The organism is Catellatospora sp. TT07R-123, from assembly GCF_018327705.1.
Classification (GTDB): Bacteria; Actinomycetota; Actinomycetes; order Mycobacteriales; family Micromonosporaceae; genus Catellatospora.
In genome coordinates this window covers 3,933,062-3,953,976 of sequence record NZ_BNEM01000002.1, presented here as the reverse complement: position 1 = coordinate 3,953,976, position 20,915 = coordinate 3,933,062, and the positions used below count along the sequence as shown (strand labels likewise).

The window sequence follows — 20,915 nt, the reverse complement described above, 5'->3', positions numbered from 1 at the left end:
ACCTGGGCGCCCCTCTTCGGCTCGGTCTACGAGCAGTGCCAGACCAGGGCGCGCTGGAGCCCGTCGTGGCCGCCGTCGTCGTTCTGCCCGACGATGACCAGGCCGTCGTCGCTGATCGACTCCCCGAAGTTCATCCCGTACTCCGGGTACCGGGGGAAGATCTCTTCCAGCACCAGGTACCGGGTGCCGTCGGTCAGCACCGCCTGGTTCTTCGTGCTCATGCCGGTCACCCAGCCGTACCGGCTGACGTCGTTGCTCCACGTCAGCTTCGGCAACGACACGACCTTGCCGGTGGCCAGGTCCCAGCGCACCGAGTTGACCTGCTTGCCGGGGAACGTGGCGTAACCCGTGACCCAGCCGTTGGTGATCTTCCGGGCGTCGGTGTCGGTCGCGGTGACCCCGCCCAGCACCGGCGCGGGCAGCGCCCGTCCCTTGCCGGACGCCGACCACACATACGCGGTGCGGTCGCCGCCTTTGGAGACGTGGCCCACGATCATGCCGTCGTCGTCGACGTCGTTGGCGCTGCCCTGGGTGAAGCCCTTGGGCAGCGGCAGCGGTTCGGGGCGGCTGGTCAGCGAGCGCCACACGACCGGGTTGCCGCCCTTCTCGCCCACGACGACCCCGGCGGCGTTGACGCCGCTCGGGGCGGCCCCGTCGGCGCCGGGCAGCTTCGCCACACCGCCGTCGCGGTACACCATCGCGGTCACGCCGGGCGACTCGCCGACGAAGGTCACGCCGACCGCGACGCCCGAGGCGTTGACCGCCTCGAACCCGTTGTCCTCGCCGGGCATCGGCACGTCGACGACCTGCCCGTCGTGCCAGATCCGCGCGTTGGTCCCGTTGATGTAGGTGCGGTAGGCGACGTAGTGCCCGCTCGGGTCGACCGCGCGGGCGTAGCTGTGGCCGCCGCCGGGGGAGGGCAGCTCCGTGGCCTTGCACGCGGTCGGCAGCGGCGGGGCGTCGCCGCGGTCGTAGCGGGATGCGGCCTGGCTGGGCGACGCGGCCGCGGACGCCGTACCCGAACGGGACGCGCCCGGTGCGGCGGCCTGGTCGGCCGACGCGCGGTGGATGACCACCGGCACCGCCATCACCGCGGCCATGGCGACCGCGAGCAGGCCGGTCGTACCCACCGCGTGGCGGGTCCGCCGCCGCCTGCGCCCGGCCGCGACCACCTGGGACAGGTCGATCCGCGACGGGACGGGCGGTTCCCCGGCCAGCGGCTGGAGCAGCCGGCGGCCGTATTCATCCTCGTTGTCCAATGTCAACTCCTTGATTCAGCCAGAACAGGGATCAGGTCGACCCGGTCGCCCAGGTGGCCGCGCAGCGTGGCCAGGCCGTGTGAGGTCTGGCTCTTCACCGTTCCGGCGGTGCAGCCCAGCAGCAGCGCGACCTCGTCGACGGGCAGGTCGCACAGGAACCGCAGCACCAGCACGGCCCGCTGCCGCGCGGGCACCCGCGCCAGCGCGGCGCGTACGGCCAGCCGCTGCTCGGTGTCGTCGGCCCTGGCCTCGGGCTCGTACACCGGCTTCCCGAACAGCAGCACCTTCGCCCAGGACAGGCGCCGCTCGTTGAGGAACTCGCGCACCAGCATGGTGCGCAGGTAGCGGTCCAGCCGCTCGATGTCGCCGAGGCGGTGCCACCGCACGTAGAGCTTGGTGACCGCCTCCTGCACCAGGTCGTCGGCCCGGTGGGAGTCTCCGCACAGCAGGTATGCCGTCCGGCGCAGCGTCGGCAGCTGCGCCGAGACGAACTCCGAGAAGTCGGCATCCCGCTGGCGGGTTCTTTCCGATGCCATCGGCACCCCCGTCCTAGGTGTCCATTGCAGACCTCAGACGGTCCCGGCCGCCACGGGGGTTGTATGCCGGACCTGCCACGTGTCACGGGCGCGACATCGTGGTCGGTGGGTCGGATGAATCGGGGCGCGGACCGTCGTCCATAGGCTGGGCACATCTCACAGGGGAGGCAGACATGCAGTTGTCCAAGCTCCGCGGGACGGCCGTCGCCGCCGCGCTGACCGTGGCGGTCACCACCGCCGTCACCGGGGGTGCCGCCCAGGCCGGTGGCGGCTTCGGAGCCACCGCGACCGGCACCGTGTTCTACCCGAACCCGGTCCAGCAGCTGGGCGACCAGAACCTGGCCGACGCCAAGGACGCCGACAGCCCGGCGTTCGCGGCGGCGTACCGGCGGGTGACGCTGACCGACCTCGACGGCTCCGGCACCCTCACCGGCGCGTACGTCGTCGTCAAGAGCAAGACCGGCCAGCGGGCCCTGGCCGGGAACGGCTCCTTCGCCGACTGGCACCGGGACAAGGACCAGTTCGAGCAGGTCATGGGGTACTACTGGGTCACCACCGCCCAGCACTACCTCCAGCACCTCGGCTTCGGCAGCACGCTGCGGCCGGTCAACCAGCGCCAGATCGAGCTGCGCATCGACCAGTACGGCGGCGACAACTCGTTCTTCCGCGACGACAAGGCCAACATCACCCTCGGCAAGGGCGGCGTCGACGACGCCGAGGACGCCGAGGTGATCATCCACGAGTACGGCCACTCGGTGCAGGACGCCCAGGTCCCCGGCTTCGGCACCGACCTGGAGTCCGGGGCGATCGGCGAGGCCTTCGGCGACTACCTGGCGGTCGTGGTGACCGACTGGGCCACCGGGGTGCCGACCGCCACCGACGAGGCGTGCGTGGCCGACTGGGACTCGACGCCGTACACCGCCGCCCCGCACTGCCTGCGGCGGCTCGACGGGAACAAGATGTACCCGGCCGACGTGCGCGGCGAGGTGCACGCCGACGGCGAGATCTGGTCGCGGGCGCTGTGGGACGTGCACCACGCGCTCGGCGACGTCGCGGGCAGCACGGTGATCGTCGAGGCCCAGTTCGGCTTCGCCGCCGACACCAGCTTCCACGACGCGGCGGCCACCACCGTCGCCACGGCGCAGCGCCTGTACGGCCCCGCGGCCGCCGCCCAGGTCCAGGCCGCCTTCGCCGCCCGCGGCATCCTCTGACCGTGCGCACGCGGTCGGCTGTGGCCCTTCCCGCCCCAGCCGACCGCCGCGGCGAAGGCGGAGCGGGTCCTATGCGATGGCGGCGATGTTGCCGTCGTCGAAGTAGATCGCCTGGTGCAGGCGTCCACCGAGCGCGGCGGCGAAGCGGGCGAGCACATCCTGGCCGGAAATCTTGCCCTGCTCAATCTGGGACACGCGCCCCTTCGTCACCCCCATGCGGTCCGCCACCTCCTGCTGGGTCAGACCTCGGGAACGGCGCACCTCGGCCAGGCGATGTCCGAGCATCTCGTTGACGAGTTCCTGCTTGCCCGCCTCCACGGCCTGCTCGCCGCCGGCGCGGGTGACGTATTCGCCGCGAATGTCCTTCCACCGGACGTAGCTGCTCATGGCCGTCCTCCCTCCTCTTGCGCCCGTTCCTTCAGATAGATCTCGTAGCGCTGCTCGGCCAGGGGGATGGCGTCCCGGTACCAGGCGTTCCACTGCCCGGCCTTGTCGCCCGCGACGAGCAGGATGCTGGCGCGCCAGGGGTCGAAGGCGAAGAGGATGCGTACGGTGCCGGGACGCAGCTCCTTCAGGTTCGCGACAGAGGTGCCGTGGATCGTGTCGACGAGTGGTCGGCCCAGACCTGGACCGATTTCGGCCAGCAGATCGATGGCCTGCACCACCCGGGCTTGGGTGGCCCCGTCCAGGCCGTCGATCCAGTCCCGAACCTCCTCGACGACGTAGATCTCCCATTCGTCGGGCTCCATGGAGTGAGTATAGCGTTCGGTAAACCCGGGAGGGCGCCCGGTGGCGTTGCCGACCCTTGCTGGTCGGCCCGCGTCGGCTGTCGCCCTCTCGTGGTGAAATGTGGGGCGTGAGCAGCGGAGTTCAGCGGGAGTGGCGGCTGGTCCGGGGGAGTGCCCCGGACCAGCCGCCGCTGCTGCCCGACCCCGCCCAACTGCGCGCCGTCGCCCACGACTCCGGCCCGATGCTGGTCCGCGGCGGCCCCGGCACCGGCAAGACGACGACGCTGGTCGAGTCGGTCGCCCGCCGCGTCGCCGAGGGCACCGACCCGCAGCGCATCCTGGTGCTCACCTTCGGCCGCCGCGGCTCGCAGTCGCTGCGCCGCCGCATCGAGGCCCGCATCGCCCAGGGCATCGGTCACGAACCGCTGGTCCGGACCTTCCCGGCGTACGCGTTCGGCCTGCTCAGACGGGCTGCCGCCCTATACGACGACGCGCCGCCGCGGCTGCTGTCCGGCCCCGAGCAGGACCTCGTCATCCGCGAGCTGCTGCCCGGCGAGACGGCCGGCTGGCCCGACCGGCTGCTGCCCGCCCTGAACACCCGCGCCTTCGCCGAGCAGCTGCGCGACCTGCTGCTGCGCGCCGCCGAGCGCGGCATCGGCCCGGACGACCCGCTGTGGCGGCGCCGCGACGACTGGTCGGCCGCCGCCCGCTTCCTGCGGGAGTACGAGCAGACGATGGCCCTGCGCGACGCCACCACCCGCGGCTCGGTCGGCTACGACCACGCCGAACTCGTCCGCGCCGCCACCGGGCTGCTGCGCCGCGACCCCGAACTGCTCGCGGCCGAGCGCTCCCGCCTGTCGGCCGTCTACGTCGACGAGCTCGCCGACACCGACCCGGCGCAGATCGAGCTGCTGGAGCTGATCGCCACCGGGCTGCCGCTGACCGCCTTCGCCGACCCCGACAGCTCGACGTATGCGTTCCGCGGTGCCGACCCGGAGATCGTGCGCACGTTCACGCGGCGCTTCCCGGGCGCCGCCGAGGTGATCCTGCCGACCGCGCACCGGTCCGCGCCCACGGTCCGGGCGGCCACGGCGCGGCTGGCCCGCAGGCTGCCGGGGCACCTGCCCGTGGTGCCGGTGCAGCGCGACGACCAGCCCGCCCGCGAGCCCGACCCGGACACCGGCGTCGAGGTGGTGGCGCTGCGCAGCCGGGTCAGCGAGGCCGCGTTCGTGGCGCACCGGCTGCGGCGGGCGCACCTGGTCGACGGCGTGCCCTGGTCGCGGATGGCTGTGATCATGCGCTCGACCAACAACCAGCTCGCCGCGTACGAGCGCGCGCTGCGCCAGGCGGGCGTGCCGACCAAGGTGCTCGCCGAGGACCTGCCGCTGCACCAGCAGCCGGCCGTGAAGCCGCTGCTGACGCTGCTGCGCTGCGCGCTGCGGCCGCAGCTGCTCACCGAGGAGGCGGCGGTGGCGCTGCTGCACTCCCCGCTGGGCGGCGCCGACCCGATGGCCGAGCGGCGGCTGCGCCAGGGGCTGCGGGCGCTGGCGATGGCGGCCGGAGACGAGCGCGGCTCGGGCGAGCTGCTGGTGGAGGCGCTGCGCGACCCGGCGGAGCTGGCGGCGCTGGACCGGCGCTGGGCGGGCCCGGCCGCGCGGATCGCGATGCTGCTGACCACCGCCCGGGAGGCGGCGGCCCGCCCGGGGGCCACCGCCGAGGAGGTGCTGTGGGCGGTGTGGCGCGCCACCGGATTGGCCGAGCGCTGGGCCGGGGTCGCCACGTCCCCCGCGCTGGGCCTGGACCAGCAGCGGCGCGCGGAGACCGCCGACCGCGACCTGGACGCGGTCCTGGTGCTGTTCGACGCGGCGGGCCGGTTCACCGACCGGCTGCCGGGCGCGCGCATCGACACGTTCCTGGACCACGTCGCCGACCAGCAGCTGCCCGCCGACTCGCTGGCGGCCAGCGGCGACCGGGGCGAGGCGGTGCGGCTGCTGACCGCCCACGGGGCCAAGGGCCTGGAGTGGGACGTGGTCGTGGTCGCGGGCGTACAGGAGGGGGTGTGGCCGGATCTGCGGCTGCGCGGCAGCCTGCTGGGCTCGGAGCAGCTGGTGGACGAGGTGGCGCAGCGGGCGCTGGCGGGTGAGCGCGCCCAGCGGGTGGCGCAGACCGCCGCCCTGCTCACCGAGGAGCGCCGCCTGTTCTACGTGGCGGCGACCCGGGCCCGGCGCCGCCTGGTGGTGACCGCGGTCGACTCGGGCGCGGTCGGCGGCGCCGACGGCGAGGACCGGCCGAGCCGGTTCCTGTTCGAGCTGGCCCCGCCGGTGAAGGTGGACGAGGACGAGGTCGCCGAGCTGGAGCTCGCCCGGCCGCCGCGCGCGCTGACGCTGCCCGCGCTGGTGGCGGAGCTGCGCGCGGCCGTGGTCGGCCCGGACGGCCCGCGCCGTCACGCCGCCGCCCGCGAGCTGGCCCGGCTGGCCGCCGCGGGCATCCCGGGCGCCCACCCGGAGCACTGGTGGGGCCTGCCGGAGCTGACCGACGACGGGCCGCTGCACGGGCCGGACGAGCCGGTGCGGGTCACCCCGTCGACGATGGAGAGCGCGCTGCGCTGCGGGCTGCGCTGGCTGCTGGAGAAGCACGGCGGCGCGGCCGCCTCGTCCAGCGCGCAGGGCGTGGGCAACCTGGTGCACGCGGCGGCGATGCTCGCCGACGAGGCGATGAGCGACCCGGCGGTGCTGGTCGACTACGTCGCGGCGCGGTTCGACGCGATCGAGCTGGCGGCGCAGTGGCTGGCCGGGCGCGAGCGCGACCGCTCCCGCCTGATGCTGGACAAGCTCACCCGCTGGCTGGCCGAGAACCCGCGCCGCCTGGTCGCGATCGAGCGCGAGTTCGCGGTGCGCCTCGAACACGAACCACCGATCGACCTGGTCGGCCGGGTCGACCGGCTGGAGGTCGACGACCAGGGCCGCCTGGTCGTGATCGACCTGAAGACCGGCAAGACCACCACCGCCACCCGCGAGGAGCTGCCCGAACATCCGCAGCTGGGGGCGTACCAGGTGGCGGTGGAGGCGGGCGGGTTCCCGGAGGGGGACGTCTCCGGCGGGGCCGCGCTGGTGCAGCTGGGCACCACGCACAAGGACGCCAAGGAGCAGGTGCAGGAGGCGATCGGCGAGTCCGGCGACCCGAACTGGGCGCACGCGATGGTGCACCGCACCGCCGCCACGATGGCCGCCTCGACGTTCGTGGCGAAGGTCAACGACAAGTGCCGGATGTGCCCGGTGAAGTCGAGCTGCCCGGTCTCGGGCAAGGGGCGCCAGGTGGTCGAGCCGTGACCGCGATCGTCAAAGACGGGCCGCGCTGGACGCCCGACGAGCTGGCGGAGCAGCTCGGGCTGCATCCGCCGACCTCGGAGCAGGCCGCCGTCATCAGCGCGCCGGTCGCGCCGCTGCTGGTGGTCGCGGGCGCCGGGTCGGGCAAGACCGAGACGATGGCCGCGCGGGTGCTGTGGCTGGTCGCCAACCAGCACGTACGCCCCGAGCACGTGCTCGGCCTCACCTTCACCCGCAAGGCCGCGGGCGAGCTGGCGCACCGGGTGCGGATGCGGCTGGGCCAGTTGCGCCGCCACATCGGCGCCCGCGCGGTCGAGGGCTTCGACGGCGAACCCACGATCGCCACGTACCACTCGTTCGCGGCCCGCATCGTCACCGAGCACGGCCTGCGCGCCGGGTACGAGCCGAGCACCCGTCTGCTCACCGAGGCGTCGTGCTGGCAGCTCGCCGACGAGGTGGTGCGCTCGTACACCGGGGACATGACGTCGGTGGAGTCGGCGCCGAGCACGGTCGTCTCGGCGGTGCTGGCGCTGGCCGGGGAGCTGTCGGAGCACCTGGTCGAGCCCGACGACCTGGCCGCGTGGACCGGGCGGTTCCACGCCGAGGTGTCGGCCCGGCCGGGCCGGATGCTGGCCGACGTGCGCGACCTGCTCGGTCGGCAGCGGGCCCGGTTGCAACTGCTGCCGCTGGTCCGGGCGTACGCCGCGCGCAAGCACGCGCTGGAGGCGATGGACTTCGGCGACCAGATGTCGCGGGCGGCCCGGGTCGCGCTGTCGCATCCCGAGGTCGGGGCGGCCGAGCGGGACAGGTTCCGCGTCGTGCTGCTCGACGAATACCAGGACACCAGCCACGCGCAGGTCACGCTGCTGCGGGCGCTGTTCTCCGGCGGCACGCCCGAGACCGGCGCGGGCCACCCGGTCACCGCGGTCGGCGACCCGTGCCAGTCCATCTACGGCTGGCGCGGCGCGAGCGCGGGCACCCTGGACAGGTTCCCGCACGAGTTCCCGGGCGCCGACGGCGTGCCCGCCGAGATGGCGCAGCTCGGGCGCAGTTTCCGCAACCGGTCGGAGATCCTGGCGGTGGCCAACACCGTCTCGGCGCCGCTACGCGAGCGCGGGGCGCGGGTGGTGTCGCTGACGTCCGGCAGCGACAAACCGGGCATCGTGCTGGCGGGGCTGCTCGACACGTACCTCGACGAGGCCGAGTGGATCGCCGACCAGATCGTCACCGCCTGGCGCACCGAGGCGAAGACCACCGCCGACCAGAACCCGGCGCATATCCCGATCGAGCGGCGGCCCAGCTCGGCGGTGCTGGTGCGGGTGCGTTCGCAGATCGCCCCGATCGAGGCGGCGCTGCGCGCCCGCGGCCTGCCCGTCGAGGTCGTCGGCCTCGGCGGCCTGCTGGACACCCCCGAGGTGCGCGACGTCGTCTGCACCCTGCGGGTGCTGTCCGACCCGCTGGACGGGGCGAGCCTGCTGCGGCTGCTGTCCGGCCCCCGCTGGCGCGTCGGCCCGCGCGACCTGGTGGCGCTGCACCAGCGCGCCCGCGAGCTGGCCAAGGGCCGCTGGCAGGGCGGGCCGGACGCCGAGATCGCGGTGGACCGGCTCGACGAGGCGTCGCTGAGCGAGGCGCTGGACGACCTCGGCGAGCCGGAGCAGTACTCGCCCGCGGCGTACACCCGGCTGGCGGCGTACGCCCAGGAGATCGCGAGCCTGCGCACCCGCCTGGACCAACCGGTCAGCGACCTGATCGCCGACATCGAGCGCACCGTCGGCCTGGACGTCGAGGTCGCGGTGCGCGCCGGTGACACCGGCCTGGCCCGCGCCCACCTGGACACCCTCGGCGAGGTCGCGGCCCGGTTCGCGCAGGAGACCGACGGCGCGCCGCTCGGCGCGTTCCTGTCCTACCTGGCCGCGGCCGAGGACGAGGAGCGCGGCCTGACCCCCGGCGAGGTGGACGTGGCCGAGGGCGCGGTGCAGATCCTCACTGCGCACGCCGCCAAGGGCCTGGAGTGGGACGTCGTCGCCGTCGCCGGGCTGACCAAGGACGTGTGGCCGGGCCCCAGCAAGGGCTCCGACCACTTCCTCAAGGGCCTGGGCGTGCTGCCGTTCCCGCTGCGCGGCGACCGCGACGGCCTGCCCGAGCTCGCCGTCGCCGGCACCCGCGACCAGAAGGACCTGGCCGTCGCCGTGACCGGCTTCGAGCAGGAGTGGCGCGAGCACGACGCCCGCGAGGAGCGCCGCCTGGCGTACGTCGCGGTCACCCGCCCGCGCGGCTGGCTGCTCGCCTCCGGCTACTGGTGGGGCGACAAGGTGCGCAAGCCGCGCGGCCCGTCGCCGCTGCTGGCCGAGATCGTCGCGGTGTGCGAGGCGGGCCACGGGCACGTCGACGTGTGGGCGCCGCAGCCCGCCGACGACGCGGTCAACCCGACCAGCGGCGAGGTCGCCGTGACCTGGCCCAGCGACCCGCTCGGTGCCCGGCGGCCCACCGTGGAGGCCGCGGCGGCGCTGGTGCGCTCGATGCTCGACGACCCCGACGGCGGGGTCCGGCTGGCCGAGCACGACGAGGTCACCCGGCGCTGGCGCCAGGAGTCGGACCTGCTGCTCATCGAGCGCGACGAGCAGGCCCGGCGGGCACAGCGCGCCGACGTCGTGCTGCCCGCGCACCTGTCGGTGTCGCAGCTGGTCGCGCTGCGCAAGGACCCGCTGGCGCTGGCGCGGCGGCTGCGCCGTCCGCTGCCCGCCGCCCCCGACGTGTACGCCCGGCGCGGCACCGCCTTCCACCACTGGCTGGAGCAGCGTTACGGCGCCGACCAGCTGCTCGACCTCGACGACCTGCCCGGTGCGGCCGATGAGGACGCCGCCCCCGACGAGGCGCTGGCCGACCTGCGGGAACGCTTCGAGCAGAGCATCTGGGCCGACCGGGTGCCGGTCGAGGTGGAGACCCCGTTCGTGATCGAGCTGGGCGGCACCGTCGTGCGTGGACGGATGGACGCGGTGTTCCGCACCGGCGGCGGCTACGAGGTGGTCGACTGGAAGACCGGCCGGGTGCCCACGGGTTCCGCTGCTGCCGCGGCGGCGGTGCAGCTGGCCGCGTACCGGCTGGCGTGGGCGGCGCTGGCGGGGGTGCCGGTGGCGCAGGTCAGCGCGGCTTTCCATTACGTACGTGACAATCTCACGGTCCGTCCGGCCGATCTGCTCGACCATGACGGGCTGACCGCGCTGCTCACGAGCCTTCCGGCGGAAACCGACTGAGGCGGGTTCGGTCGTAAAACCGACTGCGTGATGTCGTACTCACGATGCAGAGTGGGTACCGCGTATGCATGCGGGAGGCGTTGTGGAGTCGTCGGTACGGGAGATCGCGCTGGTGGTGCTGCTCGCCCTCGCCGGCGTGGCGGTCGCCGGCGCGGTGGTGCTGGCGCCATGGCATGCCGCGCAGGCCGGTATCGTCGTGGACGTCCAGTGCCCGTCGGTGCCCTGACATCCCCGTCACAGCGCCGTGCGAACCTGTGGACCCCCTCGATACCCTGCCGGAGTGCGTGCGATGCCAAGTCGGATGAAACTGCTGTCGGCGGCCGTGCTCGGCGTGGCGCTGGTGCTGAACGCGGTTCCGGCGGCCGCCGCCGAGCCTGATGTCGTCCGCGGACTCCAGTGGCAGCTCGCCGCGCTCGACCTGCCGACCGTGCACCAGCGCGCCGACGGCAGCGGCATCGTGGTCGCGGTGCTGGACTCCGGCGTCGACGCCACCCACCCTGACCTGGCGGGCCAGGTGCTGGCGGGGCCGGACGCACTGGCCACCACCGATGTGGACGGTCGCGGCACCGAGCTGGCCGGCCTGATCGCCGGACGCGGCCACGCCGTCGTCACCGGCGAGCCGCTGGTCCCCGCCTCGCCGTCGGCCTCGCCCCTGCCGTCGCCGTCCGCCTCCGCCGCGGCTCCCGGTCTGGCCCCGAGCCTGGCTCCGGTGCCTCCGGCCGACGACCGCCCCTCGGGCGTGCGCGGCGTGGCGCCCGGGGCGAAGATCCTGCCGGTGGCGTTCGCGCCCGCCGCCGGGTCGGCCGGTGAGCCGGACAAGCTCGCCGACGCCATCGACTACGCGGTCGGCCGCGACGTGAAGATCATCTGTATCGGGCGCGGCGTCGCCCCCAGCAGCAGGTTGCAGGCGTCGGTCGACGCCGCGATCGCGCGCGGGGTGCTGATCGTCGTGGCCGACTCCGCGAAGGCGGGCCGGCCGTTCACGCCGTGGCCGGTGTCTTACCCGGGTGTGCTGGGCGCGATCGCGGCCGACCGCACCGGCTCGGTGCCCGTGCCACCGGTCAGCGGGCAGACCACCGGCATCACCGTGCCGGGCGTCGACCTGATCTCGACCGACGTCGGCGGCGGCTACCACATCGACGAGGGCGGCGCGAGCGCCGCGGCGGTGCTGGCCGGGGCGGCTGCGGTCATCTGGTCGGCGTACCCGCGGTCCACGGCCGCGCAGGTCGTGCAGCGGATGCGGATGACCGCGCTGGACCGGGGCGCCGACGGCCCCGACAGCCGGTACGGCACCGGCGCGCTGAACCTGACCGCGGCCCTGGCCGTGACGCTGCCCGAGCCGTCGGTGTCGCCCAGCCCGGCCCTCGCGCCGAGCCTGGCGCCCAGCCCGGCGGCGAGTTCGTCGCCGAAGCCGGTGGCGCTGGCCGACAGCGGCGACTGGCGCCGCTGGCTGGTCATCCTGCCGCTGCTGGGCTTCCTGGCCGCCCTGGCCCTCTGGGCCCACCGCAGCACCCGCCGCACCCGCACCTCCTGACCCCGGCGGGGAGATCGCTGTCTGCGGTCGGAAGATGCCTTGTCGTCGCAGCTTCTGACCGATGACAGCGATCTTCGCGCCACCGCGTGACCCACGCCCCGCCCCGCGGCGACGCCGTGTCAACAGAACGTTTCGTCGGGGCCGACCCGGACATGTCGGGCGGCCTGGGCTGGCTTCCGCCGCTCGAATATCCTATTCTTCCGGTAGGATTTATGGGTTTTAGGCTGGGTGGATGGCGCCACCTGCGGGCCGGGCCCTAAGTTGATCTGCTGTACGGAGGAGGTACCTGCCATGGGCATCGCGGTCGTGGTCGGCGGCGGCTGTAGCGGCGTGTTCGCCACGCGCGAGCTGCTGCGTGCCGGTTGGCAGGTCGTGCTGGTCGACCCGGGCGCCCGCCCCGGCCGCGGGCTGGCGTACGGCACGGCGGACCCGTGGCACCTGCTCAACTCGCCCGTCGCCGCGATGAGCGCCGACCCGGACCGGCCGGAGGAGTTCCTCGACTGGTGCCGCGCCCGCGCGCCGCGGACCGCGCCCGGCGACTTCGTGCCCCGCACCTGGTACGGCGACTACCTCACCGACACCCTGCTCGCCGCCGACCGCGGCGCCCCCGGGCGGCTGACCGTGCAGCGCGGCCGCGTCGCCCGGATCTTCGACTCCGGTGGCACCGCGCCGGGCCGGCTGACGGTGCTGCTCACCGATGACGTCGTGATCAACGCCGACCACGTGGTGCTGGCGCTGGGCCACCCGGCCCCGGGCACGCCCGCCCGCCTGGACCCGGCCCTGAACAGCTCCCCGGCCTACCTGGCGGACCCGTGGCGGCCGGGGGCGCTGGCCGCGCTGCCGGAGGGGCCGGTGCTGCTCATCGGCACCGGGCTGACCGCCGTGGACGTGGCGCTGACCCTGTCGCGTACCGGGCGGCACCACGCGCTGACCGCGGTGTCGCGGCACGGGCTGCTGCCCCAGCCGCACCGCCGCCCCGGCGTGCCCGGCGCCCCCGTGGACCCCGCCGACCTGGCCGCGCTGCCGGTCGGCTCGCCCGCCGCGCTGGTCCGCGCGTTGCGCGAGCTGGCGACCCGTACGGGCGACTGGCGGGCGGTGATGGACGCGCTGCGCCCCCGCTGGGACACGCTGTGGCAGGGCCTGTCAGAGCCGGACCAGCACCGCTTCCTGCGGCACCTGGCGCGGTACTGGGAGGTGCACCGGCACCGGATGGCGCCGCCGATCGCCGACACGATCGACGGGCTGCTGGCGCACGGCACGCTGACGGTGACGGCGGCGGAGCTGTGCGGCCTGGCGGCCGAGGACTCGGGCGTACGGGCCGTGCTGCGCGAGCGCCGCACCGGCGCGGTCGTGTCCAGCTCGTACGCGGCGGTCGTGAACTGCACCGGCCCGGGGCGCCTGGTCGAGTCCGACCGGCTGGTCCGCTCCCTGATCGCCGACGGGATGGCCCGGCCCGGCCCGCACCGGCTCGGCCTGGACACCGACGCCTCGGGGGCGGTGCTGCGGCGCGACGGCTCGACCGGCCGCACGCTGTGGACCCTCGGCCCGACCCGGCGCGGCCGGCTGTGGGAGACCACCGCCGCCCCGGAGATCCGCGCCCAGGCCCGGACGCTGGCCCTGGCGGTCGGCACGGCCCGGGTCGCGGTGCCGGTGCGCGTCGACTCGTAGGCGGGTGTGATCCGCGACGGGTGTGGCCGAGCCGTCCGGCTTGCTAGGGTCGGCGTTGTGTCCATGGAGACCAGCAGCATCCAGATCCCGCGCACCGCGTACGAGGTGGAGCGGTTCACGCTCGCCAACGGACTGCGTGTGGTGCTCAGCCCGGACCGCAGCGCCCCCGTGATCGGTGTGGCGGTCGTCTACGACGTGGGCATCCGCTCCGAGCCCGAGGGCCGCACCGGTTTCGCCCACCTCTTCGAGCACCTGATGTTCCAGGGCTCGGCCAACCTGGAGAAGCTGGCCCACTTCCGGCACGTCCAGGGCGCGGGCGGCACCTTCAACGGCTCGACCCACCTCGACTACACCGACTACTTCGAGACGGTGCCCAGCAACGCGCTGGAGCGCATGCTGTTCCTGGAGGCCGACCGCATGCGCGGGCCCCGGCTCACCGAGGAGAACCTGCGCAACCAGATCGACGTGGTCAAGGAGGAGATCCGGGTCAACGTGCTGAACCGGCCGTACGGCGGGTTCCCGTGGCTCAAGCTCCCGCCGGTCATGTTCGACACGTTCGCCAACGCGCACGACGGCTACGGCTCCTTCACCGACCTCGAAGCCGCCACGGTCCCCGACGCGGCCGAGTTCTTCGACCGCTACTACGCCTGCGGCAACGCCACGCTGGCGGTCAGCGGCGACTTCGACTCCGCGCACGCGCGCACCCTGATCGAGCGGCACTTCAGCGACGTCCCGGCCCGTCCGGCGCCGGTGCGCCCCGACTTCTCCGAGCCCGACCTGACCGCCGAGCGCCGCAAGTCGTACGAGGACGCCCTGGCTCCGCTGCCCGCCGTCGCCTCGGCCTGGCGCGTGCCCGACCCGATCAACGACTTCGAGGGCTACCTGCCGTACATGGTGCTCGCCGAGGTGCTGACCGACGGCGACGCGTCCCGGCTGGTGGAGCGCATGGTGCTCAAGGACCGCAGCGTCACCAGCGTCGGCGGCTACATCGGCTTCATGGGCGAGCCGTTCGAGGTGCGCGATCCCACGGCGCTGCTGCTCCAGTCGCACCTGCCGCCCGGCGGCAGCGTGGACAAGGTGCTCGCGACCGTCGACGAGGAGCTCGACCGGCTGGCCAACGACGGCCTGACCCCGGGCGAGCTGGCCCGCACCCAGGCCCGCCTGGCCACGCACCTGCTGCGGGAGACCGACGCCGTGCTCGGCCGCGCGCTGCGCATGGCCGTGCTGGAGTTGCAGCGCGGCAACCCCGGGCTGCTGAACGACCTGCCGCACGCGATCGCCTCGGTGACCGAGGACCAGATCCGCGCGGCCGCCGCCACCCTGCGCCCGCAGCGCCGGGCCACGATCGAGGTTGTGCCCGGAGGTAAGCAGTGACTCTCGCCCTGCCCGAACTGGACGCCAACCGTCCGCTCTCGCTGCCGCTGCAGGCCGAGCGCACGCTGTCCAACGGCCTGACCGTCATCGCCATCCGCCGCCCGAGCGTGCCGCTGGTGGAGCTGCGGCTGCGGGTGCCGTTCGCCAAGACCGAGCTGGCCCGGTCGGCCGTGCTGGGCCAGACGCTGTTCTCCGGCACCAGCACCAAGAGCACCGTCCAGATCGCCGCCGAACTCCAGACCGTCGGCGGCGGGCTGGGCGCGGGCACCGACCCCGACCGCCTGCTCATCAGCGGCAACTCGCTGGTGTCGGGTCTGGACCGGCTGCTGGAGCTGCTGGCCGAGGTGCTCGACGACGCGGCGTACCCCGACGGCGAGGTCGACACCGAGTCCGAGCGGCTGGCCGACCGGATCCAGGTGGCGCAGAGCCAGCCCGCGCACCTCGCGCGGGTCGCACTGCTGAAGCGGATCTACCCGGGGCACCCGTACGCGGTGCAGACCCCGAGCGTCGACGAGGTGCGCGCGGTGCGCCCGGAGGACCTGCGCGCCCTGCACGCCGAGCGGCTGCACCCGGCCGGGGCGACGCTGGTGCTGGTCGGCGACATCGACCCCGAGCAGGTCGTCGAGCTGGCGACCAAGCGCCTGGGCGGCTGGAACGGCCGGGGCTCGCAGGCCGAGCTGCCCGCGATCCCGGACCTGGTGCCCGGCCCGCTGCTGCTGGTCGACCGCCCCGGGGCGGTGCAGTCGTCGCTGCGCATCGCGCTGCCCGCGGTGGGGCGCACGCACCCCGACCACGCGGCGCTGCAACTGGCCAACATGGTCTTCGGCGGCTACTTCTCGTCGCGCTGGGTGGAGAACATCCGCGAGGACAAGGGCTACACCTACGGCCCGCACTCGGTGATCGAGCACTCGGTCGCCGGGTCCACCCTCACGGTGTCGGCCGAGGTCGCCACCGAGGTGACCGGCCCGGCCCTGGTCGAGACGCTGTACGAGCTGGGCCGCCTGGCCAGCCTGCCGCCGAGCGAGGCGGAACTGGAGCAGGCGCGGCAGTACGCGCTGGGCACGCTGCAACTGGGCATGTCCACCCAGGCCGGCCTGGCCGGGCTGGCCAGCACGTACGCCGGGTTCGGGCTGCGGCTGAACTACCTGGCCGAGCACTCGGCCCGGCTGGCCGCGGCGACCCTGGACGACGTCCGCCGGGTGTCGCGGACCCACCTGGGCCCGGCCGCCTCCGCGGCGGTGATCCTCGGCGACGCGGAGAAGATCCAGGCCGAGGTGGCCGCCATCGTTCCGGTGCAGGTCGAGTCGAGGTCATGAACCACGTACACGAGCAGCGGGCCGCCGAACTGAACGAGCGGCCCGCGCTGGCCCGGTCCTCCCTGGACCGGGCCGCGTTCCGGCGCGCCGATCCGCAGTGGCTCGCCGACGCCTGGCTGCGCGCCATGGTCGTCGTCATCGGTCCCGACAATCGAGCACTGGTCCGGGGCTCCGAGCTGGTGCTGCTGTCGTCGTCGGACACGCGGGAGCACCCGGCGGGGGACCCGCTGTTCCTGGGCGTCGAGCCCGACGGCACGCCGTACTTCGCGGTGCGCGGGCTGCTGCAGCTCATCGAGGGCGCGGAGCCCAAGCACCTGTATGAAGTCGGTGCCGATCTGACCGAGCGCGACGCGGGGCTGTTCACCCAGGCGCTGGCGCTGGTGGGCTGGCACCGCGACCACCTGTTCGCGCCCAAGTCGGGTCAGCCGACCACGGTCGAGCAGGGCGGCTGGGTGCGCCGCGACGCCGAGGGCGAGCTGCACTTCCCGCGTACGGACCCGGCGGTCATCATGATCGTGCACGACGGGGTGGCCGGGCCGCAGGGCCGCGCCCTGCTCGGCGCCAACGTCATGTGGGCGACGGCGGACAAGCGCCGCTACTCGACCCTGGCCGGGTTCGTCGAGGCGGGGGAGTCGGCCGAGTCGGCGGTGATCCGCGAGGTCGCCGAGGAGTGCGGCGTCACGGTCGCCGACCCGGTGTACGTCGGCAGCCAGCCCTGGCCGTATCCCCGCTCGCTGATGCTGGGCTTCACCGTGCAGGGCGACCCGGCCGAACCGATCCGCACCGACCCGGAGGAGCTGGTCGACGCGCGCTGGTTCACCCGGACCGAGATCGCCGCGGTGCTGGACGGCTCAGACGACAGTTTCGGCCTGCCGAACCGCTCCTCCATCGCCAGCCACCTGATCCGCCGCTGGCTCGACGGCCGCTGACGGCCGCGTCAGCCCGCGACCGGCCCACAGGTAGACGGCGGACACGGTCATCACCACGCCCATGGCCGTCATCAGGATGCGGTAGTCGACCAGGCCCACCAGGGCCGCACCGAAGGCGATGGACAGCGCCTGCGGCGCGCTGAGCAGCGCGTCCATCGCGGCGGAGGTGCGGCCCATCAGCTCGGTGGGCGTGGTGCGCTGGAGCAGCGTCATCAGCCCGACGATCGTGTACGGCAGCCCCAGCCCCGCCAGCACCACCAGCGGGACCGCCAGCCACACCCGGGGCAGCACCCCGGCGAACTGCCACGGCGTGAACAGGGCCAGGCCCAGCGTGATGGCGCCGATCTCGCCGAACCGCCGCACCACCTTCGCCGCGGTCAGCCCGCCCAGCAGCCCGCCGACGCCCTGGATGCTGATCAGCACGCCGAGGAACGTCGGGGGCCGGTGCAGGCCCTGGTCCACGTACGCGAAGAAGACCGACTCGCCGAAACCGAACACGGTGATGGCGATGACGACGCCGATGAGCACCCGGCGCATCGCCGCCGTGGCGACGAGCTGGCGCACGCCCGCCGAGACCTCGGCGGCCCAGCGCAGCTCGGTGCGCGTGGGGCGCCGCTCGTCCACCCGTACCGCGGAGATCACGAGCGCGGCCAGCACGAAGCCGGTGATGCCGACGGCGGCCAGCCCCCATCCCCTGGTGGCGCCGTAGAGGCCCGCGCCCAGCAGCGGGCCGACCAGGCGCAGGCCCTGCTTGACCGTCTGGAGCGCGCCGTTGGCCTCGGCGAGCAGGTCGTCCGGGACGACCTGCTTGATGAGGCCGTTGAGGGCGGCGCTGACCATGATGAAGGACAGGCCGTAGCCGACGCCCACGCTGAACAGGATCCACAGGTCGCCGCGCTCGTGCACGGCGAACAGCGGGGTCAGCATGACCGCCGAGCACAGCAGCACCGCGACGAGGAACGGGCGGCGCCGGAAGCGGTCCACGACGAAGCCGAGCACTGGGGCGAAGGCCATCGGGGCGACCACGGCCAGGATCGCCGCGCCCGCCATGCCGTTGGAGCCGGTGAGGTCCTTGGCCCAGATCGCCAGCGCCAGCAGCAGCACCGACTCGGCGGTCATGCTGAACAGCAGGCCGCAGAAGAGCAGCCGGAACGCGGGTCGGCTCAGGACGGCGCGCATGGTGGAGGTTCCTTCCGGGGGTGGGGCGGGTCAGATCGAGGGGATGCCCCAGGCGATGAGGCGCACGGGTCGGGCGCCCTCGGGCCGGGTGGCGGGATCGGCGATGCGGTCGAGGTGGCGGCTCATCAGCTCGGTCATCACCGTGTTGAGCTCGGCCAGCTCCTCGACGGTGAGCCAGGTGACGGACTGGTTGGTGTAGGCGGCGCGCTGCCAGTCGGCGGGCTCGGCCGAGCGGGTGGCCTCCCAGGCGTTGCGCTGCGCGAGTTCGAACGTGACCAGGGCGTTGCCCATCTCCTCGCCCGCCCGCACCATCTCGGGGGAGTCGTCGGGGTCGCCCCAGCGGTGGCCCGTGGGGATCCAGCGCCAGGGCCTGCTGCGGCCGACCCCGCCCTCGGCCTCCTCGACGTAACCGAACCTGGCCAGCTGCCGCAGGTGCCAGGAGCAGTTCGACGGTGACTCGCCCACCTGCTCGGCCAGCTCGGTCGCGGTCGCCGGACCGCGCATGGCCAGCTCGTTCAGCAGCCGCAGCCGCAGCGGATGCGCCAGTGCCCGCAACATCCGGGGGTCGGTGATCTCCCGGATCTCATGCCGCGCTTCGCCCATGCGTCGAAAGTACCCTTTCGAAAGAACTCTTTCAACCCTGGGGTCCGGCCGCACTTCGGGCCGTCAGCTAAAGGGTGAAAGGCCGCGTGTCGGGGCGGATCAGGAGGGGTAGGACAGCCTAGCCTGGGGGCTGGTTCGCCACGGAGGTCTCCCCTTGCCGCGAGGATCCAGCCCCATCGTCCGCCGCCAGCGCCTGGGCGCCGAGCTGCGCCGCCTGCGCGAGGTCGCCGGGCTCACCGGCGAGCAGGTCGTCGACCGGGTCGGCTGGGCGGCCAAGTCGAAGCTGTCGCGCCTGGAGAACGGCCGTAGCCGTCCCGACCTGGCCGACGTGCTGGACCTGCTCGACCTGTACCAGGTGCGCGGGCGCGACCGCGACCAGCTCGTCGCGATCACCCGCGACGCGGGCAACACCCGCGGCTGGCTGCGCGCCTACCCGGTCATGACCCAGCGGCAGCGGGGCTACGCCGAGCTGGAGGCGGGCAGCGCGGGCATCCGGGAGTACGCGCTGAGCATCGTCCCCGGACTGCTCCAGACCGCCGAGTACGCCCGCACCCGCATCCTGTCCTCGCCGACCCGTGGCCGCGCCGACGGCGTGCCCGCCCAGCGCCCCGCCCCGGCCGGCGGCCCAGCGGCCGAGACGCCCGCCGCGCAGGAGCCGGACACCGAGGTCGCCGCGCGGCTGGCCCGCCAGACCGTGCTCACCCGCCAGCCCGACCCGCCCCGCTATGAGGCGGTGCTCGACGAGCAGGCGCTGCTGGGCCGGGGCGCGCCGCCACCCGTACGCGACGGGCAGCTCGCCCACCTGACGAGCCTCGCGATGTTACCTAACGTGACGATCAGAGTACTGCCGCGCGAGGCGGCGGTCGGACCGGACTTCGTGCCGTATAGTGGATTTTCCATCTATCACTTCACCGATCCGGACGACCCCGAAACGGTGACCGTCGAAGCGCTTGCGCGTGAGCTGGTGCTCACTGACCGTACGGCCGTGGAACGGTACGCCCGGGTGTTCGACTGGCTGCGCGACGCGGCCCTCGATCCGGTCCGATCGCGAGCGTGGCTCGAGTCCCGGCTTGAGTGATCAAAACGCGCAAACGTTACGCTGAGTCACCCGTTCGGGCGGTGCTACCCGACGATCGTCGAGTCTTGCTTGATTCCACCTCAGGAAATGCACAAGCATGAGCACCAGCCGAACGTGGAAGTTCCACCCATGGACCCCACTTCGCCTCCGCCCGGCAGCCAGTGACGGAGCAGCGCATGCGGTACCTGATCGTCCGAACCGAGGTTCGACCGTTCGCCCCTGAGGATGTGGTGGCGTCGGTTCATGAAGAGCTGCCCCTGCGCGACGAGACCGCCAGTCCGGAGCAGCGGCGCCAGGTCGCGGAGGCGGACACGCTGGAGGCGGCGCTGCAACTGGCCAGGGCGCTGGCGTCGGTGGGGGCGGTCCGGTCCGGGCGCCAGCGGGTGAAGGTCGTCCGCCTCGACGCCCCGAAGTGGCCCAGCTGACCGCGACCGGCCGCCTGCCGCGTAACCCGGCTCACATCCCGATGCCCCGCGAGGGGGTCGCCGGCCCTGTTTTTTCATAGACGTTGGCCTATCACATCGAAGTGGATCTACAAAAACTCGATGTGATAGGCCAACGTCTATGAAGAACGGGAGTGGGGGCGCGCTCGCCGCAGTGAGGTCGGCGGGGCGGGTCGGCGGTCAGGCCGGGTCGGCGGCCGGCGCCAGGGTGGCGAGGCGGTCCTTGACCTGGATGATGCTCGGGTTGGTCAGGGCGGATCCGTCGCTGAACTTGACCGTCGGGACCGTCTGGTTGCCGCCGTTGACGCTCATGACGTACTCGGCGGCGTTCGGGTCCTGCTCGATGTCGATCACCGTGTAGGCGATGCCCTCGCGGTCGAGCTGGGTGCGCAGCCGGTGGCAGTAACCACACCAGGTGGTCGAGTACATGGTCAGCATGGTCATCCTCGGTTCGGGGGAGATGGCCTCCGCAGGGAC

General features: G+C 73.7%; 18 protein-coding genes. 11 read left to right on the top strand and 7 right to left on the bottom strand.

Annotated features, from left to right (window positions below; all coding sequences use genetic code 11):
* Positions 1 to 26: 26 nt before the first annotated feature.
* Both Cs7R123_RS37425 and Cs7R123_RS37420 read right to left on the bottom strand, forming a co-directional pair.
* A complete protein-coding gene (locus Cs7R123_RS37425) occupies positions 27 to 1,259 on the bottom strand; it encodes a hypothetical protein (RefSeq protein WP_212833701.1) in 1,233 nt (410 codons plus the stop codon).
* Between the two features lie 2 nt (positions 1,260 to 1,261).
* Positions 1,262 to 1,795 carry a SigE family RNA polymerase sigma factor gene (locus tag Cs7R123_RS37420; RefSeq protein ID WP_212833699.1) on the bottom strand — a complete coding sequence of 178 codons (534 nt, stop codon included), beginning with the start codon at positions 1,793 to 1,795 and terminating at the stop codon, positions 1,262 to 1,264.
* A gap of 173 nt (positions 1,796 to 1,968) precedes the next feature.
* Between Cs7R123_RS37420 and Cs7R123_RS37415 the strand changes: the two genes are divergently transcribed.
* On the top strand, positions 1,969 to 3,006 hold the full coding sequence (locus Cs7R123_RS37415; RefSeq protein WP_212833697.1) for a M36 family metallopeptidase: 1,038 nt from the start codon (positions 1,969 to 1,971) through the stop codon (positions 3,004 to 3,006).
* 69 nt (positions 3,007 to 3,075) lie between these two features.
* Here the strand turns inward: Cs7R123_RS37415 and Cs7R123_RS37410 are convergent, their stop codons facing one another.
* Complete coding sequence (locus Cs7R123_RS37410; protein WP_212833695.1) at positions 3,076 to 3,393, bottom strand: helix-turn-helix domain-containing protein; 318 nt, start codon at positions 3,391 to 3,393, stop codon at positions 3,076 to 3,078.
* A complete protein-coding gene (locus Cs7R123_RS37405; protein WP_212833693.1) occupies positions 3,390 to 3,755 on the bottom strand; it encodes a type II toxin-antitoxin system RelE/ParE family toxin in 366 nt (121 codons plus the stop codon). The genes Cs7R123_RS37410 and Cs7R123_RS37405 overlap by 4 nt, the downstream gene beginning before the upstream one ends.
* A 98-nt stretch (positions 3,756 to 3,853) precedes the next feature.
* On the opposite strand from Cs7R123_RS37405, the gene Cs7R123_RS37400 reads away from it, so the two are divergent.
* The 8 genes from Cs7R123_RS37400 (at position 3,854) to nudC (ending at position 17,135) form a co-directional block, all read left to right on the top strand.
* Entirely contained in the window at positions 3,854 to 7,063 is a 3,210-nt protein-coding gene (locus Cs7R123_RS37400) for an ATP-dependent DNA helicase (protein WP_212833692.1), read from the top strand.
* On the top strand, positions 7,060 to 10,314 hold the full coding sequence (locus Cs7R123_RS37395) for an ATP-dependent helicase (protein ID WP_212833690.1): 3,255 nt from the start codon (positions 7,060 to 7,062) through the stop codon (positions 10,312 to 10,314). The genes Cs7R123_RS37400 and Cs7R123_RS37395 overlap by 4 nt, the downstream gene beginning before the upstream one ends.
* 82 nt (positions 10,315 to 10,396) lie before the next feature.
* Positions 10,397 to 10,540 (top strand): hypothetical protein, encoded by a 144-nt coding sequence (locus tag Cs7R123_RS37390; protein ID WP_212833688.1) that lies wholly within the window; start codon positions 10,397 to 10,399, stop codon positions 10,538 to 10,540.
* A gap of 75 nt (positions 10,541 to 10,615) precedes the next feature.
* On the top strand, positions 10,616 to 11,848 hold the full coding sequence (locus Cs7R123_RS37385; protein ID WP_212833686.1) for a S8 family serine peptidase: 1,233 nt from the start codon (positions 10,616 to 10,618) through the stop codon (positions 11,846 to 11,848).
* A gap of 291 nt (positions 11,849 to 12,139) precedes the next feature.
* The gene (locus tag Cs7R123_RS37380; protein ID WP_212833684.1) at positions 12,140 to 13,516 is read left to right on the top strand and encodes an FAD/NAD(P)-binding protein; all 1,377 of its coding nucleotides are present in this window, start codon (positions 12,140 to 12,142) and stop codon (positions 13,514 to 13,516) included.
* Between the two features lie 63 nt (positions 13,517 to 13,579).
* Positions 13,580 to 14,890, top strand: coding sequence for a pitrilysin family protein (locus tag Cs7R123_RS37375; protein ID WP_212835013.1), 1,311 nt, complete (start codon positions 13,580 to 13,582; stop codon positions 14,888 to 14,890).
* Entirely contained in the window at positions 14,887 to 16,206 is a 1,320-nt protein-coding gene (locus tag Cs7R123_RS37370; RefSeq protein ID WP_212833682.1) for a pitrilysin family protein, read from the top strand. The genes Cs7R123_RS37375 and Cs7R123_RS37370 overlap by 4 nt, the downstream gene beginning before the upstream one ends.
* Positions 16,203 to 17,135, top strand: a complete 933-nt coding sequence (gene nudC, locus Cs7R123_RS37365) for an NAD(+) diphosphatase (RefSeq protein ID WP_212833680.1) — start codon at positions 16,203 to 16,205, stop codon at positions 17,133 to 17,135. Before Cs7R123_RS37370 ends, nudC begins: the two co-directional genes overlap by 4 nt.
* On the opposite strand, the gene Cs7R123_RS37360 is transcribed toward nudC, so the two are convergent.
* The gene (locus Cs7R123_RS37360) at positions 17,058 to 18,314 is read right to left on the bottom strand and encodes an MFS transporter (protein ID WP_212833678.1); all 1,257 of its coding nucleotides are present in this window, start codon (positions 18,312 to 18,314) and stop codon (positions 17,058 to 17,060) included. The genes nudC and Cs7R123_RS37360 overlap by 78 nt on opposite strands.
* A gap of 30 nt (positions 18,315 to 18,344) precedes the next feature.
* Positions 18,345 to 18,917, bottom strand: coding sequence for a winged helix-turn-helix domain-containing protein (locus Cs7R123_RS37355; RefSeq protein ID WP_212833676.1), 573 nt, complete (start codon positions 18,915 to 18,917; stop codon positions 18,345 to 18,347).
* A gap of 154 nt (positions 18,918 to 19,071) precedes the next feature.
* Between Cs7R123_RS37355 and Cs7R123_RS37350 the strand changes: the two genes are divergently transcribed.
* Positions 19,072 to 19,995, top strand: a complete 924-nt coding sequence (locus Cs7R123_RS37350; RefSeq protein ID WP_212833675.1) for a helix-turn-helix transcriptional regulator — start codon at positions 19,072 to 19,074, stop codon at positions 19,993 to 19,995.
* A 176-nt stretch (positions 19,996 to 20,171) separates the two neighbouring features.
* The gene (locus tag Cs7R123_RS37345) at positions 20,172 to 20,420 is read left to right on the top strand and encodes a hypothetical protein (RefSeq protein ID WP_212833674.1); all 249 of its coding nucleotides are present in this window, start codon (positions 20,172 to 20,174) and stop codon (positions 20,418 to 20,420) included.
* Positions 20,421 to 20,618: 198 nt separating this feature from the next.
* Here Cs7R123_RS37345 and Cs7R123_RS37340 read toward each other — a convergent pair whose 3' ends face one another.
* Complete coding sequence (locus Cs7R123_RS37340; protein WP_212835011.1) at positions 20,619 to 20,876, bottom strand: mycoredoxin; 258 nt, start codon at positions 20,874 to 20,876, stop codon at positions 20,619 to 20,621.
* Positions 20,877 to 20,915: the final 39 nt, after the last annotated feature.